The 14,015-nt window shown below is 66.0% G+C and carries 14 protein-coding genes; 4 read left to right on the top strand and 10 right to left on the bottom strand.

Annotated elements, in window-relative coordinates; all coding sequences use genetic code 11:
• Positions 1-19: 19 nt before the first annotated feature.
• From ACWA1Q_RS12945 to ACWA1Q_RS12930, 4 genes are read right to left on the bottom strand one after another with little or no spacing between them, the layout of a single operon-like run.
• Positions 20-694 carry a response regulator gene (locus tag ACWA1Q_RS12945; protein ID WP_463757895.1) on the bottom strand — a complete coding sequence of 225 codons (675 nt, stop codon included), beginning with the start codon at positions 692-694 and terminating at the stop codon, positions 20-22.
• Positions 691-2,064 (bottom strand): sensor histidine kinase, encoded by a 1,374-nt coding sequence (locus ACWA1Q_RS12940; RefSeq protein ID WP_463757893.1) that lies wholly within the window; start codon positions 2,062-2,064, stop codon positions 691-693. The genes ACWA1Q_RS12945 and ACWA1Q_RS12940 overlap by 4 nt, the downstream gene beginning before the upstream one ends.
• Positions 2,065-2,123: 59 nt before the next feature.
• A complete protein-coding gene (locus ACWA1Q_RS12935; protein WP_463757892.1) occupies positions 2,124-2,801 on the bottom strand; it encodes an SDR family NAD(P)-dependent oxidoreductase in 678 nt (225 codons plus the stop codon).
• On the bottom strand, positions 2,794-4,209 hold the full coding sequence (locus tag ACWA1Q_RS12930) for a DUF6421 family protein (protein WP_463757891.1): 1,416 nt from the start codon (positions 4,207-4,209) through the stop codon (positions 2,794-2,796). Before ACWA1Q_RS12930 ends, ACWA1Q_RS12935 begins: the two co-directional genes overlap by 8 nt.
• A gap of 165 nt (positions 4,210-4,374) precedes the next feature.
• On the opposite strand from ACWA1Q_RS12930, the gene ACWA1Q_RS12925 reads away from it, so the two are divergent.
• Entirely contained in the window at positions 4,375-5,112 is a 738-nt protein-coding gene (locus ACWA1Q_RS12925; protein WP_463757889.1) for a DNA alkylation repair protein, read from the top strand.
• 115 nt (positions 5,113-5,227) lie between these two features.
• Here ACWA1Q_RS12925 and ACWA1Q_RS12920 read toward each other — a convergent pair whose 3' ends face one another.
• The 4 genes from ACWA1Q_RS12920 to ACWA1Q_RS12905 form a co-directional block, all read right to left on the bottom strand.
• Complete coding sequence (locus tag ACWA1Q_RS12920) at positions 5,228-6,322, bottom strand: Glu/Leu/Phe/Val dehydrogenase family protein (RefSeq protein WP_463757888.1); 1,095 nt, start codon at positions 6,320-6,322, stop codon at positions 5,228-5,230.
• 122 nt (positions 6,323-6,444) lie between these two features.
• A complete protein-coding gene (locus tag ACWA1Q_RS12915) occupies positions 6,445-7,293 on the bottom strand; it encodes an ABC transporter permease (RefSeq protein WP_463757886.1) in 849 nt (282 codons plus the stop codon).
• Between the two features lie 57 nt (positions 7,294-7,350).
• Positions 7,351-8,394, bottom strand: a complete 1,044-nt coding sequence (locus tag ACWA1Q_RS12910; RefSeq protein WP_463757885.1) for an aliphatic sulfonate ABC transporter substrate-binding protein — start codon at positions 8,392-8,394, stop codon at positions 7,351-7,353.
• A gap of 17 nt (positions 8,395-8,411) precedes the next feature.
• Complete coding sequence (locus tag ACWA1Q_RS12905; RefSeq protein ID WP_463757884.1) at positions 8,412-9,296, bottom strand: ABC transporter ATP-binding protein; 885 nt, start codon at positions 9,294-9,296, stop codon at positions 8,412-8,414.
• Between the two features lie 93 nt (positions 9,297-9,389).
• Here ACWA1Q_RS12905 and ACWA1Q_RS12900 point away from each other — a divergent pair, with 93 nt between their 5' ends.
• Together ACWA1Q_RS12900 and ACWA1Q_RS12895 are read left to right on the top strand one after the other, a co-directional pair.
• The gene (locus ACWA1Q_RS12900; protein ID WP_463757882.1) at positions 9,390-10,796 is read left to right on the top strand and encodes a cryptochrome/photolyase family protein; all 1,407 of its coding nucleotides are present in this window, start codon (positions 9,390-9,392) and stop codon (positions 10,794-10,796) included.
• 40 nt (positions 10,797-10,836) lie between these two features.
• Positions 10,837-11,328 (top strand): hypothetical protein, encoded by a 492-nt coding sequence (locus tag ACWA1Q_RS12895; RefSeq protein WP_463757880.1) that lies wholly within the window; start codon positions 10,837-10,839, stop codon positions 11,326-11,328.
• Positions 11,329-11,339: 11 nt separating this feature from the next.
• On the opposite strand, the gene ACWA1Q_RS12890 is transcribed toward ACWA1Q_RS12895, so the two are convergent.
• Positions 11,340-12,158 (bottom strand): alpha/beta fold hydrolase, encoded by an 819-nt coding sequence (locus ACWA1Q_RS12890; protein ID WP_463757879.1) that lies wholly within the window; start codon positions 12,156-12,158, stop codon positions 11,340-11,342.
• Positions 12,159-12,238: 80 nt separating this feature from the next.
• Between ACWA1Q_RS12890 and ACWA1Q_RS12885 the strand changes: the two genes are divergently transcribed.
• On the top strand, positions 12,239-13,159 hold the full coding sequence (locus tag ACWA1Q_RS12885; protein ID WP_463757877.1) for an AEC family transporter: 921 nt from the start codon (positions 12,239-12,241) through the stop codon (positions 13,157-13,159).
• Between the two features lie 42 nt (positions 13,160-13,201).
• Here the strand turns inward: ACWA1Q_RS12885 and ACWA1Q_RS12880 are convergent, their stop codons facing one another.
• Positions 13,202-14,014: an ABC transporter permease gene (locus tag ACWA1Q_RS12880; RefSeq protein ID WP_463757876.1), complete on the bottom strand. Its 813-nt coding sequence runs from the start codon at positions 14,012-14,014 to the stop codon at positions 13,202-13,204.
• Between the last annotated feature and the right edge of the window lies 1 nt (position 14,015).

Raw genomic sequence — 14,015 nt, 5'->3', positions numbered from 1 at the left:
AGGCGCCGAGATTGGCGTTTCACCCCCCTGGGACAGCAACCCGGTTCTCGTACGCCCAGACCACGGCTTGAATCCGGTCGCGAAGGCCGAGCTTCTGCAGCACCTTCGACACGTGCGACTTCACCGTTGCTTCCCCGACGAACAGCTGAGTGGCGATCTCGGCGTTCGACATCCCCTGAGCCACGAGCTGCAGCACCTCGGCCTCCCGGTCGGTGAGGGTCTCGAGCGCGGCGGGCGGCGTCGCCGGCGTTGTGCTCGCTTCGACCGGTGACCCGAAACGCTCGATCACGCGCCTGGTCACCGCCGGGGCGAGTAGAGCATCACCCGAGGCGACGACGCGAACGGCGTCGATGAGCTGCTCCGGCGTCGAGTTCTTCAGCAGGAACCCGCTCGCCCCTGCCCGCAGCGCTTCGAACAGGTAGTCGTCACGGTCGAACGTGGTGAGAATGAGCACGGCGGATGCCACGGAGTCGTCCGCAACGATCCTCCGTGTCGCTTCGAGCCCGTCCATATCCGGCATCTGGACGTCCATGCAAATGACGTCCGGCGTCAGCTCCGCAGCGCGGGCGAGAGCCTCGGCGCCGGTGGCGGCTTCTCCGACGATCTCGATGTCGGGCTGGGAACCGAGGATGATGCGGAACCCGGCCCGCACCATCTCGTGGTCGTCGGCGAGGAGCACGCGGGTCGGGGTCATCGGTTACTCCTCGGCGGGAGCCGGTCGAGGGCCTCCGGTGTCGGGTCGGTGGCGGCATCCGTCGGGGTCGATGCCGACAAAGGGGGTGCAGAGGCGAGGGGAAGGCGGGCGCGGACCAGATATCCGCCGCGCTGGCGGGGGCCGAGCTCGAGGCTGCCGCCGAGCGCGTCGACACGCTCCCGCATACCGATCTGGCCGAGTCCGCCTGGGCGCGGGGTCAACGGAACGGTGCCTGTGTTGGTCACCTCGAGCTCGAGGGCGTCCGCGAGATAGCGGAGTCGCACGTCGGCGGTGGCACCCGGTCCGGCGTACTTGCGGGCGTTGGTGAGTGCTTCCTGGGCGATCCGGTACACGCTGAGGGCGACGAGCGGCGACACATCCGACGGTTCGCCGATGACGCTGAGGGTCGTCGGCATCCCCGACCCCGTCGAGTCGCCGACGAGAGCGTTCAGGGATTCGAGGCCGAGCGTCGATGCGCTCGTCGATGCCGCGTCGATGGGGTCGCTTTCACGCAGGGTATGCAGAAGTTTTTGCAGCTCATCGATGGCTGACCTGGCGCCGAGTTCGATGTTCGCGAGGGCATCCCGTGCCGCTGCCCTGTCCGAATCGAGAACCGTGCGTGCGGCGCTGGCCTGCACCCCCATGACCGACACATGGTGCGCAACGACGTCGTGCAGTTCGCGGGCGATCCGAACACGCTCGAGCGCGACGGCCTGGTCTGCGGTCAGTTCCCGTTCCCGTTCGAGCTCGTCGGTGCGGTAGGTGAGCAGCGCCTTCTGCCTCGCCGCAGCGTATGACCGGTCACCGAAGTAGTAGGCGCCACCGAAGTAGAGCAGGTTGGTGAGGATCTGGATCATCAGGAACGCGACGAGCGGTGAGAAGGCGCCGACGCGGGAGAACCCGTCGAGTCCCTCCGGGTTGGTGGTTTCACGGAGCATCGCGATCACGAGCCAACTGAGCATCGCCCCGATGATGAGCCCGCGCACGAGCATCGCTGTTCGCCGGTTGTCGACCCACGCGCCGACGGCATAGAGAGCCATGAACAGGGTGATGTTGCAGAACAGCAACTCGGGCACCCTCAGCTCACCACCGGCGATGAAGGTGACCGACACGATGATCGCGGCAGTGTTCGGGTATCGCCGCCGAAATGCGAGGGGAAGGGTGATGAGGACTGCCCAGATGAGGCTCATCCACATCGGTGCCGGCTCCTCGTAGACACCCGCGATGTCGTACAGCACGAGGCTCATCAGCGTGCCGACGAAGAGGACGGCCGCGAGAATGGCGTCGGCGCGCAGGTCCTTTGGCGACACCGCTGGCCGGCGCCACGCAGAGTCGCCCGGGTCGACGAGGTGCGAGGCTGAAGAAGTCACTCTCTCACGCTAACGAGTCGCGCGGTCACGTGGCATCCGTCGTGAGACGGAGAATCGTGTCAGGTAGCCGGGTCAAGCACGACCCGCGACAGCGATCCGGATGCTGCACCCGAGTCCCACAGGGCCGTCACCTCTGACGCGAGTTGTGCCTCGAGCCCGTCGAGTGCCTTCACGACGAAAATGGTGGCGGATGCCGCCGGTGCAGACTTCGCGAATCCCGCGGCAATCGCACGCACCCAGGTCTCCGCTGCAGCCTTCGCTGCCGCGTAATTGGCGCCACCCGGTGTCGGACGATCGACGCTCGTCGAGGAGACGATCACGAGCCGGCCGGCATCCGATGCGCGGAGGTCGTCGGTGAAGACGCGGGTCGTGTTCCGCAGGGTCGTGAGGACGCGGGAGTGCAGAAAGTCCCAGTCTTCGTCGGCCTGGCCCGCGAGCCCTCCGCCACCACGCCAGCCGCCAACGAGATGGATGAGCCCGTCGATCGGTCCGTTCTCGGAGTGCACGCGCTCGCCGAGGGCGACCACCTCATTGAAATTGCTGAGGTCGCAGACGTGCGTCAGGGCATCCGGAACCGCGTCGGTCACCGCTCGCAGGCGTTCAGCGTCCGATCCGACCGCGACCACGCGGGCACCCGCTGACGCGAGGCTTCGGCAGACCGCGATTCCCGCAGCGCTGGTCGCACCGGCGATGAGCACGGTACGACCAGCGACTGCGGTGACGGGGGAATCAGTCACGACCGGTGATCCCAGCGGTCGACTCGATCACGTCGCGCATCTTCTTCGAGAGTGCTTCGTAGAACATGCTGAGCGGGAACTCGTCGTCCATCACCAGGTCGGTGTACCCCTTCGGCGCCCCGGTGAGCACGTCGTCTGGCAAACCGCGCGCCCACTTCGATGCGGGGTGTGGCTCGACGGTGCCGGACACCAGTTCATATGCAGCGAGCCAGTGCGCGACCTTCGGGCGGTCGATCGAGCGCCAGTACAGGTCATCGATGGCGTTGCCGAGGGCGACGACGACATCGGGCACTTCAGCCCAATCGATCGTGAGCGCGGTGTCTGTCCAGTGCAGAACGTGGTGCTGGTGCAGCCACGCGAACAGCAGCTGCCCGCCGAGCCCGTCATAATTGCGCACGCGACTGCCCGTGAGAGCGAACCGGAAGATCCGGTCGAAGATCACCGCGTACTGCACCAGTTTTGCGTGGGCGAGGATCTCCGTCTCGGCCGCGCTCAGCTCAGCGGGGCTCTGCGCTGACAGCGTGCGCTCGAGCTTCACCGATTCGCGGAACGCGGTGAGGTCGCAGCGCAGTTCCTCGAGTGAGTAGAGGAAGAACGGCATCCGCTGCTTGATCATGAAGGGGTCGAACGGAAGGTCGCCGCGCATGTGGGTGCGGTCGTGGATGAGGTCCCACATCACGAAGGTCTCTTCGGTCAGCTTCTGATCCTCGAGCAGAGCCTGCGCGTCTGCCGGAAGTTCGAGCTTGGTGATCTCGGCCGCGGCTTTGACCACACGGCGGAACCGCGCTGCCTCGCGGTCGGCGAAGATCGCACCCCAGGTGAAGGTCGGGATGGCGCGCATCGCGACGGTCTCAGGGAACAGTACGGCCGAGTTCGTGTCGTACCCGGGCGTGAAGTCGACGAAGCGGATCGGTACGAACAGTTTGTTCGAGTAGTCGCCGGCTTCGAGTTCGGCGATGAACTCGGGCCAGAGCACTTCGACGATCACGGCTTCGACCAGGCGGTCGGTCGATCCGTTCTGCGTGTACATCGGGAACAGCACGAGGTGCGTGCGGCCATCGATGCGGTGCTCCTGCGGCTGGAACGCCATCAGCGAGTCGAAGAAGTCCGGCACACCGAAGTCCTCGCGGGCCCAGCGCTCCATGTCGAGGACGACGGCGTCGAGGTACGCGGCGTCCCACGGAAACAGTGACGCCAGCTCGCGGACCGCGCCGACGATCGTCGCGACGAACTCGCGGGCGGAGGCGTGAGCATCCGTCTCCGGGATCGATCCGTCCTTGACCTGCAGTGGGCGGATGCCGGCGGCAGCGTCCTTGAGGCGGAGCCAGGCCGGGTGGGTGGCCAGGTCGGTGCGGTCTTCAAGCACCTCGGGCTCGCCAACGATCACTTGTGCGTGAGATTTCGACATAACTACCCTCCCGGTGCTTGAGTGTGAGAACTGCGGATACGTCGAGCATATTGGCCCACGGTCAGGCGTTTTCTTGACTCTCACGACCGAGAGCTGCGTCGTTCGTCGCCGCGGCGCAGCTTTACTGCGTGGGGTGAGGTTGAGAGCCGAAGCTAGAGTGCCGGTATGACGGATGCGACAGCGCACGACGTGCAGGACGCGCTCGCCGAGGTGTCGTCGCCGGAGCGGGCCCTGAGCTCAAGCCGGTTCTTCAAGACTGGGCCAGGGCAGTACGGCGAAGGCGATGTGTTCCTCGGTGTGACGGTTCCCGCCACCCGCGCCGTCGTCAAGCGGTTCGTCGACCTTCCGCTCGTCGAGGTGGACGTACTGCTCGACAGCGCGGTGCACGAGCACCGGCTCGCCGGGCTGCTGATCCTCGTCGCGCGATTCGAGCGTGCGTCGAAACCGCGCGGCTTCGACGACCAGGCACGGCGGGAGCTCGCCGTGTTCTACCTCGAGGTGGTGCGTCGGGGCCGGGTCAACAACTGGGACCTCGTCGACTCCTCGGCGCCGACGCTGCTCGGTAGTTACCTGTTCGACCGGCCCCGCGACGTGTTGTTCGAACTCGCGGGGAGCGATGTGCTCTGGCACCGGCGGGTGGCGATGATCGCGACCGCAGCATTCATCAACGCGGGCGACCCGTCGACGACGCTCGAGCTTGCCGAGCTGCTGAGCGGCGATCGGGAGGACCTCATCCAGAAAGCCGTCGGCTGGATGCTCCGTGAGGTCGGCAAACGGAATGACCAGACCCTGCTCACCGGCTTTCTCGACACTCACGCGGCGGCGCTCGGTCGCACGGCACTGAGCTATGCGACCGAGCACCTGCCGGCCGAGGACCGCGCCCGCTACCGGGCGAAGCGCTGAGCGGCCGGCCCGCGGCATCCGTTCTTGCCGAACCCCGGTCGCGAATTCACTCGCGGCGGACGGATACGCCCGGCGCGCTGCGTGATCTGGTCCGCAACGAGTGAATTCGTGCGCCCTACGCCGCTCGCAGCGTCGCGCCCTCCAGCCGTTCCATCGCGAGCTTCTCGGCTGCGGCGAGCGTAGTCGTTCCCTGCTCCGCCGCCGACCGGTACACCGAGCGCAGAGTGTCACCGATGCCATCGACGCGGGTGAGGATCGAGTCGAGGTCGGCCCCCGGCCGTGACGCCATGTCGAGGTAGATCACTCCACCCGCGTTGACGATGAAGTCCGGCGCCCACAGGATGCCCCGCTCGGCCAGTTGTTCGGCGCCATCGCGTTCGGCAAGCTGGTTGTTCGCGGCTCCGACGACGGCACGGCAGCGCAACTCGGCGATGATCTCCCGGGTGAGCGCACCGCCAACACCGCAGGGGATGAAGAGGTCTGTCTCGAAAAGGTGCTCGTCGCCCGGTTCGATCCAACTCGCGCCAATCTCCTCGGCGAGGGCCCGGCGTGCGGGGTTCACGTCTGTGACGATGAGGGATGCTCCGGCAGCGGCCAGTGTGCGGGCGAGACGTCCGCCGACCTGTCCGAGCCCGGAGATGGTAACGTGCCTGCCGCGCACGAGCGGGCTCCCGAGCACCGTGTCGAGTGTCGTGAGAACGGCGGAGAACACACCGGCGGCTGTCGCATCGCTCGGTTCACCGACGCCGCCCCGATCGGCGGGGAGCCCGGAGACGTGCCGGGTCCGTTCCGAGACGATGGCCATGTCGTTGGCGCTCGTGCCGACATCCTCCGCCGTTTGATAGCTGCCGCCGAGGCTCTCGACCGCGTCGCCGAGGTCGAGCATCGCGTTCCTCCGTGTGGTGTCGTCGAGTGAGGTCCCGTGCGGCACGAAGATGACGGACTTGCCGCCGCCGCGGGCGAGTCCTGCTGCGGCGTTCTTGAGGGTCATTCCGGCGGAAAGCCGGAGGGAGTCCTCCACGGCTTCGAGCCAGGACCCGTAGTTCCAGACCCGGGCGCCACCGAGGGCTGGGCCGAGTTTTGTGGAGTGAACGGCGACACTGATCGTGAGAGAAGATCGGATGCCGCGGGTGACCAGGACCGTTTCGTGGTCGATGGTGGGGGAGTGCAGGGCGTCGAGGGACGCGCCCGCATGGAATGGTGACGTCATTGTCGAAATCTCCTTGTGGGTGATGGTGCTGCCCGTGGTGTGGGCGGGTTCGCATCGGCGCGGGTAGCGCTTCGCGAACACCTCCATCTCACCAACAACGCCGCAGTTTCACAAGAGACGCATCAGCTCCAGCGCTTGTTCACCCAGCGCTCGAACAGCCCGACGAGGGAGTCGGTGATCTTGCCGAGGAGGGCGAGGAGCACGATCGCCAGGAAGATGCGGTCGAGCCTGCCGTTGTTTTGGGAATCACTCAGCAGGAAGCCCAGACCCATGGATGCCCCGAGCAGCTCGGCGGCGACGAGGAACAGCCACGCCTGGGCGAGGGCGAGCCGCAGCCCGGAGACGACGGATGGCAGGACCGCGGGGAGCTGCACGGTGGTGAAGAGGCGGGCGCCACCCAGCCCGAACGCGCGACCGGCTTCGACGAGCTGGCGGTCGACGTGGCGGAGGGCGGCGGAGACGGTCGTGTACACGGGGAAGAACGCGCCGATCGCGATGAGGGTGATCTTCGACTCTTCTCCGTACTTGAGCCAGATGATGAGGAGTGGAACCCACGCGAGCGACGGCACGGCGCGGATGGCGCCGAGGCTCGGAGCGAGAAGGATGTCGCCGAGTTTGGAGAGGCCGACGATGGCCCCGAAAAGAAGGCCGAGGCCGGCGCCGATGGCGAAACCGATGAGCACGCGTTGGGTGGAGATTGCGGTGTAGAGACCGAGGTCACCGCGCTTGGCGAGGTCGACGGCCGCCTCCCACACCATCACGGGGGAGGGAAGCTGCGATACCGGGACGAGCTCGAGTGAGGTGACCAGCTGCCAGATCGAGAGGACCAGCACCGGGATCAGCGCGCCACCGAGCGCGATGAACCAGGTGCGACGCGTCAGCGGGCGGCTGATGACCGGGTCGTTTGCCGGACCATCGCCGACGGCATCCGCGGTTCGCCGATCACTCGTCAGGGTGTCGTTGCTCGTCATGCTCAGTCCTCAGAACGTGGAAGGCGGGAGCCCGGATCCGGGCTCCCGCCGGGGCGACTAACCGATCGCGTCGGGGTCTGCTTTCGTCGCGAAGCTGTCGTTGACGATCGACTCGAGTGCCGCGTCCACCTTCTCCTGAGTGGGCACGTCACCGGTTTCGACGAAGATCGGGCCGATGATCTCGAGGACATCGAGCTGGGCGCTGCCGGGAACCGGGTCGACGTCGAGGTTCGAGCGTTCCGCAATGACCTTGGTGGCGACCTCGAGGTCGAGACCCGCGACATCCGCGAGGATCTCAGCGGTCTCCTCGGGGTTTTCGGAGGCCCAGACCCGGGCGTGCTCGTAGGCGTTCACGACGGCCTGCGCGAGGTCGGGCTTCTCCTCGAGGAAGCTCTCGGTGGCGTTGAGGAATCCGTAGCTGTTGAAGTCGACGTTGCGGTAGATGAGATTGGCGCCTTCCTGCTCCGCGCCGGCCATGATCGGGTCGAGCCCGGACCACGCGTCGACGGAACCGTTCTGGAGCGCGGCCCAGCCGTCGGCGTGCTGGAGGTTCTCGATCGTGACGTCTGCGGGGCTGAGGCCCGCTTCTTCAAGCGCCTGGAGCAGGAAGAAGTACGGGTCGGTTCCCTTGGTCGCCGCGATCTTCTTGCCCTTGAGCTCGGCGACGTCGGTGATGGTGGAGTCGGGTCCGACGACGAGCGCCGACCACTCCGGCTGCGAGTACAGGTCGATGACCTGGATGGGTGAACCGTTGGCGCGGGCGAGAAGGGCGGCCGAGCCAGCGGTCGAACCGACGTCGACGGCGTTGGCGCGGAGAGCCTCGTTGGCTTTGTTGGAGCCAGCCGACTGGAGCCAGTTGACGGTGACGTCCTGATCCTCGAGGGCGTCCTCGAGCCAGCCCTTCTCCTTGATGATGAGGGAGAGCGGGTTGTAGGTGGCGAAGTCGATGTTGAGCTCGCCACCGGTCGTGACGGTCTCTCCGCTGGCGTCGGTGGTGGACTCCGATGCGCTTCCGGCGTTCTCACCGGCAACGCATCCGGTGAGGAGGAGGGCGGCTGCGCCGGCGAGGAGCGCCGCGGCCGAGAGGCGTTTGCGAATCATGAGGGTCCTTTGTGGGTTTAGTAGGGGAAGTGGGGGATCGCGGTGGTCGTTTCGACGCCGCGGGCCTGACCGTGGCGGTCGATGCCGAGGCCGTCGAGAAGGCGGCCGCGAAGCTCGGCGAGTTCCGCTGACCCACGGTCGCGCGGACGGGTCCCAGGAACGACGATCTCCTGGGCGATGGTCGACCCGTCGGCGTCGTTCGAGCGGCCGAGCAGGATGATCCGGTCGGCGAGCTGGAGGGCTTCGTCGACGTCGTGGGTGACGAGGAGAACAGTGGTGGGCGCAGCGGCATGCACGTCGAGCAGTAGATCCTGCATCTTCAACCGAGTCAGTGCGTCGAGAGCGCCGAATGGCTCGTCGAGGAGCAGAACGCCTGGATTGCGGGCGAGCGCACGGGCGAGGGATGCTCGCTGCGCCATCCCGCCGGAAATCTCCCGTGGGCGGTGCCCGGAGAAGTCGCTGAGTCCGACGAGTTCGATCAACCGGGCGACGCGGGCAGCGCCGTCAGCTTTGGGGGTTCCTCGGGGAAGCCCGAGGGCGACGTTGTCTGTGATGCTGCGCCACGGCAGCAGCCGTGGTTCCTGAAAACCGACGGCGGTGCGGTCGTCGAAGTCTGTGGCCGGCGTGCCGTCGATGAGCACACGCCCCGCCGTCGCGGTGTCGAGTCCGCCGGCGATGCGGAGCAGAGTGGACTTTCCGCAGCCGCTCGTGCCGAGGATGGCAAGGACTTCGCCAGGCTCCACGGTGATCGAGACGTCGCGAAGGACGGTTCGGGATGCTCCGCGGTCGCTGGGAAACGACCGGCCGAGGCCCTGAAATTCCACCGCGAACGCGGCATCCGCCGTGCCTGTGCGAGCGGACGCGCTGCCGGAGGCGGCGGGTGCTGTGCTGGCGAGGTACATGGGATCTCCGAGAGAGGAAGCGGGTATCTACACGGTAATGAGGTGCCCGCAACCCTGCTCGCTCCACCGAAACACTGTGTAACACTGGCCGACATGGCTGGCGTACCCTCGATCGTCTGGTTCCGCGACGACCTCAGAATTGACGACAACCCGGCGCTCGCCGCCGCTGTCACCCGAGGCGGACCCGTGATCGCGATCTATGTTCTCGACGAAGAATCAGACGGGTTCCGGCCCTATGGCGGCGCCGCACGGTGGTGGCTGCATCACAGCCTCGCCTCACTCGCCGCGTCGCTCGAGAAAATCGGTGGGCGACTCCTGCTTCGGCGCGGGCCTGCTGAGCAGGCACTTCCCGCACTTGTTGCCGAGACCGGTGCGAGCGCGGTGTTCTGGAACCGGCGTTATGGCCGGGCCGAGCGAGAGGTCGATGCGCGGCTGAAGTCCGGCCTGCGGAACGACGGTGTCGAGGTCTCGAGCTTTGCCGCCTCCTTGCTCTACGAACCGTGGACGATCGCCACTGGCCAGGGCACTCCGTACTCCGTCTTCACCCCGTTCTGGCGCGCATGTCAGGCGGCACCGCCTCCCCGCGCGCCGCTCGACGCCCCGACCGCGATCGGCGGCTGGGCGGGCACGGCCCTCAGTGACGACCTCGACGACTGGCAGCTTCTGCCGACGCGACCGGACTGGGGAGGTGGCCTGCGCGACGCGTGGGAGCCGGGCGAGGCATCCGCTCATCGTCTCCTCGACGAGTTCCTCCATGAGAAGCTCGCCGCCTACGACACCGAGCGCGATATTCCGGCGCAGGGCGCGACATCCGGGCTCTCTCCGCACCTGCGCTGGGGGGAGATCAGCCCGAACCGTGTGCTTTCCGAGACGGAGCAGGTTCGGCGGGGCGCCGGCGCTGCGGCGGCCGCAGGGGCGACCCGGTTTCTCACCGAACTGGGCTGGCGCGATTTCTGCTCTCATGTGCTGTTCGCTGCTCCCGATCTCGCGACCGTCAACTGGCGGCGAGAGTTCGACGCATTCCCCTGGCCTCCGCTCAACGAGTCGGCGCTCGCCAACTGGCAGCGGGGAACCACCGGCATCCCGATCGTCGATGCCGGAATGCGGGAGCTGTGGCGCACAGGGAGCATGCACAACCGGGTGCGGATGGTCGTCGCGTCTTTCCTGACGAAGAACCTGCTGATCGACTGGCGGCTCGGGGAGCAGTGGTTCTGGGACACCCTCGTCGACGCCGATGCGGCCAACAACGCTTTCAACTGGCAGTGGGTGGCGGGCTCGGGGGCGGATGCGGCGCCCTACTTCCGCATTTTCAACCCGGAGCTGCAGGCCAAGAAGTTCGACCCGCACGGCGAGTACATCCGCCAGAATGTGCCCGAGTGGGGAACGGATGCCTACCCGCAGCCGATCGTGGACCTTGCGGCGTCGAGAAAGGCGGCGCTCGCCGCGTACGACGTGGTGACGCGGGCAAAGCGGGAGACCGAAGAAGACGTGTCACGGTAGCCGTATTTCGCAGCATCGGTTTCCTCGCTAGGGTGGCTGGATGTCCGACGCCCGGCGAGACACGCTACGTCGGGCTTATCTGAGCCTTGGCGCTGGAGAGTTGATCGCGGCAGGAGTTTTCGCTGCCGTAGCCGTTACCGTCGTCTCCCCCCGGCTCGAGGCGACGGATCGGGCTGCGCTGTGGTCGGCTCTTGTGCCGTTACTCGCGATACTGGTGCAGGCGGGCATGTACTGGTTGCTGGCGCGAACCTGGGTGGGGCGTTCGCAGATGCCGTCCTTTGCCGCGAACCTCTATCGGGTGTTCCGGATCTGCAACGTGGGGCTACTCGTCGGTGGTCTCATCGGAATCGTGGTGTGGAAGCCCGACCAGGCCAGCATCCTCATGCTGGTCACGGCCGTGTGGCTCTTCGGCGCCGTCGAGTACATCAACTACTTCGTAGTTCGCCTGGCCTACCCGTTTCGGCGGTGGCTGAGAGAGGTTGTCCACTGGAAGAAGCCGCGGCTGGTGCGGGATCTCACGTCAGGCCGGTAAGGAACTACCGATCACAGTTGGCGTTCGGACAGCCACGAGGAGATCACGGCAATGAACTCGCGTGGATGCTCGACGCTTGGCAGGTGGGCGGTGTCGGGAAAGATGTGGCGGGTGGCGCCGGGGATCGTTGCCGCGAGGTATTCGAACTGCAGGAGTGCCCGGGAGATGTCGAATTCACCCACGGTGACGAGTGCAGGCACATCGATGTCGACGACGCGGTCGTATGCGGGCGGTTCGAGTTCGTCTGCCGGTGCGTCAACGCCCGGTTGGTGGTGCAGATTCGAGCGGCCGAGTTCGTAGGCGGTGCGGACGAACTCGGGATCGAGCTCGTCCTCGTTCCGGAGGGGACCGATCGCCCAGAGCCGCGTTTCGAGATCGAGTATTTTGCCGAAGTCTCGAGCTTCCCAGGCCTGGTCGATGTCGGTGCAGATCCGGTCTTCTTCGTCGGTGAGTTCCACCTCGGGAAATCCGCTGGGTCCCGATCCGACGGTCACGATTCCGGCCACTCGCTCCGGTGTTTCCACGGCGACGTCGAGGGCGATGCGCCCGCCCCTGGACGCTCCGATGAAGGTGGCCCGTGAGACGCCGAGATGGTCGAGGATCGCGCGTGCATCGTCGCGATCGGAGAACCCTGTGGGCTGGCTACTCGTCTGGCCGAAGCAGCGGGTGTCGTAGCGAATCACGTAGTGGTTTGTCGCGAGGGAGTCGATGAGCGGATCCCACATGCGGAGGGTGGCGATGCCGGCGTGAAGGAGGAGAAGTGGTTCCTCTGAGGCGTGACCGGCGGTTTCGTAGTAAAGCCGGGCTCCCGGCACGTCGACGTGGGGCATGATTCGAGGGTAGCGAGGCGGAGGGCGGACAGCTAGAGCCAGTGTGCAGCCCGCGGTCGTCGACCTGACAGAATGAGGGGGTGTCTGGCGTCCTCACGGGTTTCGGCGTCATCGGCGCCATCATCCTCGTGGGCTATATCGTCGGTCGGGCCGACTTCCTCGGGCCTCACGGTCAGCCGGTCATTGCGAGGACAGTGTTCTTCGTTCTCTCGCCGTTCCTGTTGTTCACGGTTCTCGCCGATGCCGAGGTCGACCGGTTGTTCTCGCCGCTCCTCGTGGTGTCACTGCTCGCCGCGGTTGCTGCGTTCGCTCTCTTCCTCGCGGTTGCCGCCGTGTTCTGGCGCCGGAAGCTGCCAGAGGCAACCATCGGCGCGCTCAGCGCCGGCTACGTGAATGCCAACAACATTGGCATTCCGGTTTCGGTATATGTGCTGGGGGATGCCGCGTACTCGGCGCCGGTTGTGCTGCTCCAGTTGCTCGTGTTCACCCCGATCGCACTGACGCTCCTCGATGTCGGGACCGGTGGCAAAACATCCGTCGGAAGGGTTCTCACCCAGCCGTTCCGGAATCCCATCATCATCGGCTCGTTGCTGGGGCTCATCGTCTCGGTTACCGATCTCGAGATTCCGGTGCCGGTCATGGAACCGTTCCGCCTCATCGGTGCTGCTGCGGTGCCAATGATGCTCATCAATTATGGGATGTCACTGCACGGCACGCGGGTTCTGGAACCGGGCGGCAGCAGGCGGGATGTTGTTCTTGCAACGTCGATCAAGCTCGCGTTCATGCCGGTGGCTGCGTGGTTGATCGGGCAGTACGGATTCGGGATCACGGGAACCGAACTCTTCGCAATCGTGGTGCTCGCCGGGCTTCCGACCGCTCAGAACGTCTTCAACTATGCCCAGCGATATGACCGCGGTGTCCTGCTTGCCCGTGACACCGTGCTGCTCACGACCTTCGGTTCGGTCGCGGTGCTGCTGATCGCATCCCTGTTGCTGCACTGAGCGTTGTTGCACTGACCGCTCTTGCTGCACCGGGCCGACGGCTCAGTCGCGATCACCGATCTCGCGTCCGAGGCGCTGCGATGCCCAGACCGGCAGGAGTGAGAAGAGGATCACGACCGTAGCGACAACGTTGACCATGCTCGCCTCGTTGGGGCGCGCCATCTGGTTCATCATCCACAGGGGAAGAGTGTCGACGCCGGGGGGAGCGGTGAAGATGGTCACGACCACTTCATCGAACGACAGGGCGAACGCGAGGATGCCTCCGGCGATGAACGCGGACCGGAACTGCGGGAAGGTGATGAGCCGGAAGGTCTGCCAGGGCGTCGCCCCGAGATCGCGAGATGCCTCTTCGACGTTCGGGCTCAGTCGGCGGAGTCGCGCGAACACGTTGTTGAACACCATGACGATGCAGAAGGTCGCGTGAGCGATGATCATCCCGAAGTAGCCGACCTGGATGCCGATTGGTTCCAGGAGCTGGTTGTAGGTGTTGTTGAGTGCGACACCGGTGACCACACCGGGCAGAGCGATCGGTAGCACCACAAGCAGGTTGACGCTCTGCTTGCCGAAGAAGGAATACCGCTGAAGCGCAAACGCAACGAGGGTTCCCAGGATCAGTGCGATCGCGGTCGCTCCGAGACCAACGAGTACCGAGTTCAGCAGCGCGGCACGAATCGGTTCGCTCACGAACGCTTTTCCCCACCACTCGAGTGAGAACTCGCGGATGGGCCAGCTCGCGATTCGTGCGGCGTTGAAGGAGTTCAACACAACGAGCAGAAGGGGTGTGTACATGAACACGAGGACGGCGGCGACGATGGTGCCGAGACCGATTCGGGCCCCACGGGAAAGTCTGAGCATG

It is taken from the genome of Mycetocola sp. TRD_SC_2 (assembly GCF_055361225.1).
Note: the sequence above shows the minus strand (reverse complement) of the source record. Positions and strands in the feature narration are given on the sequence as shown.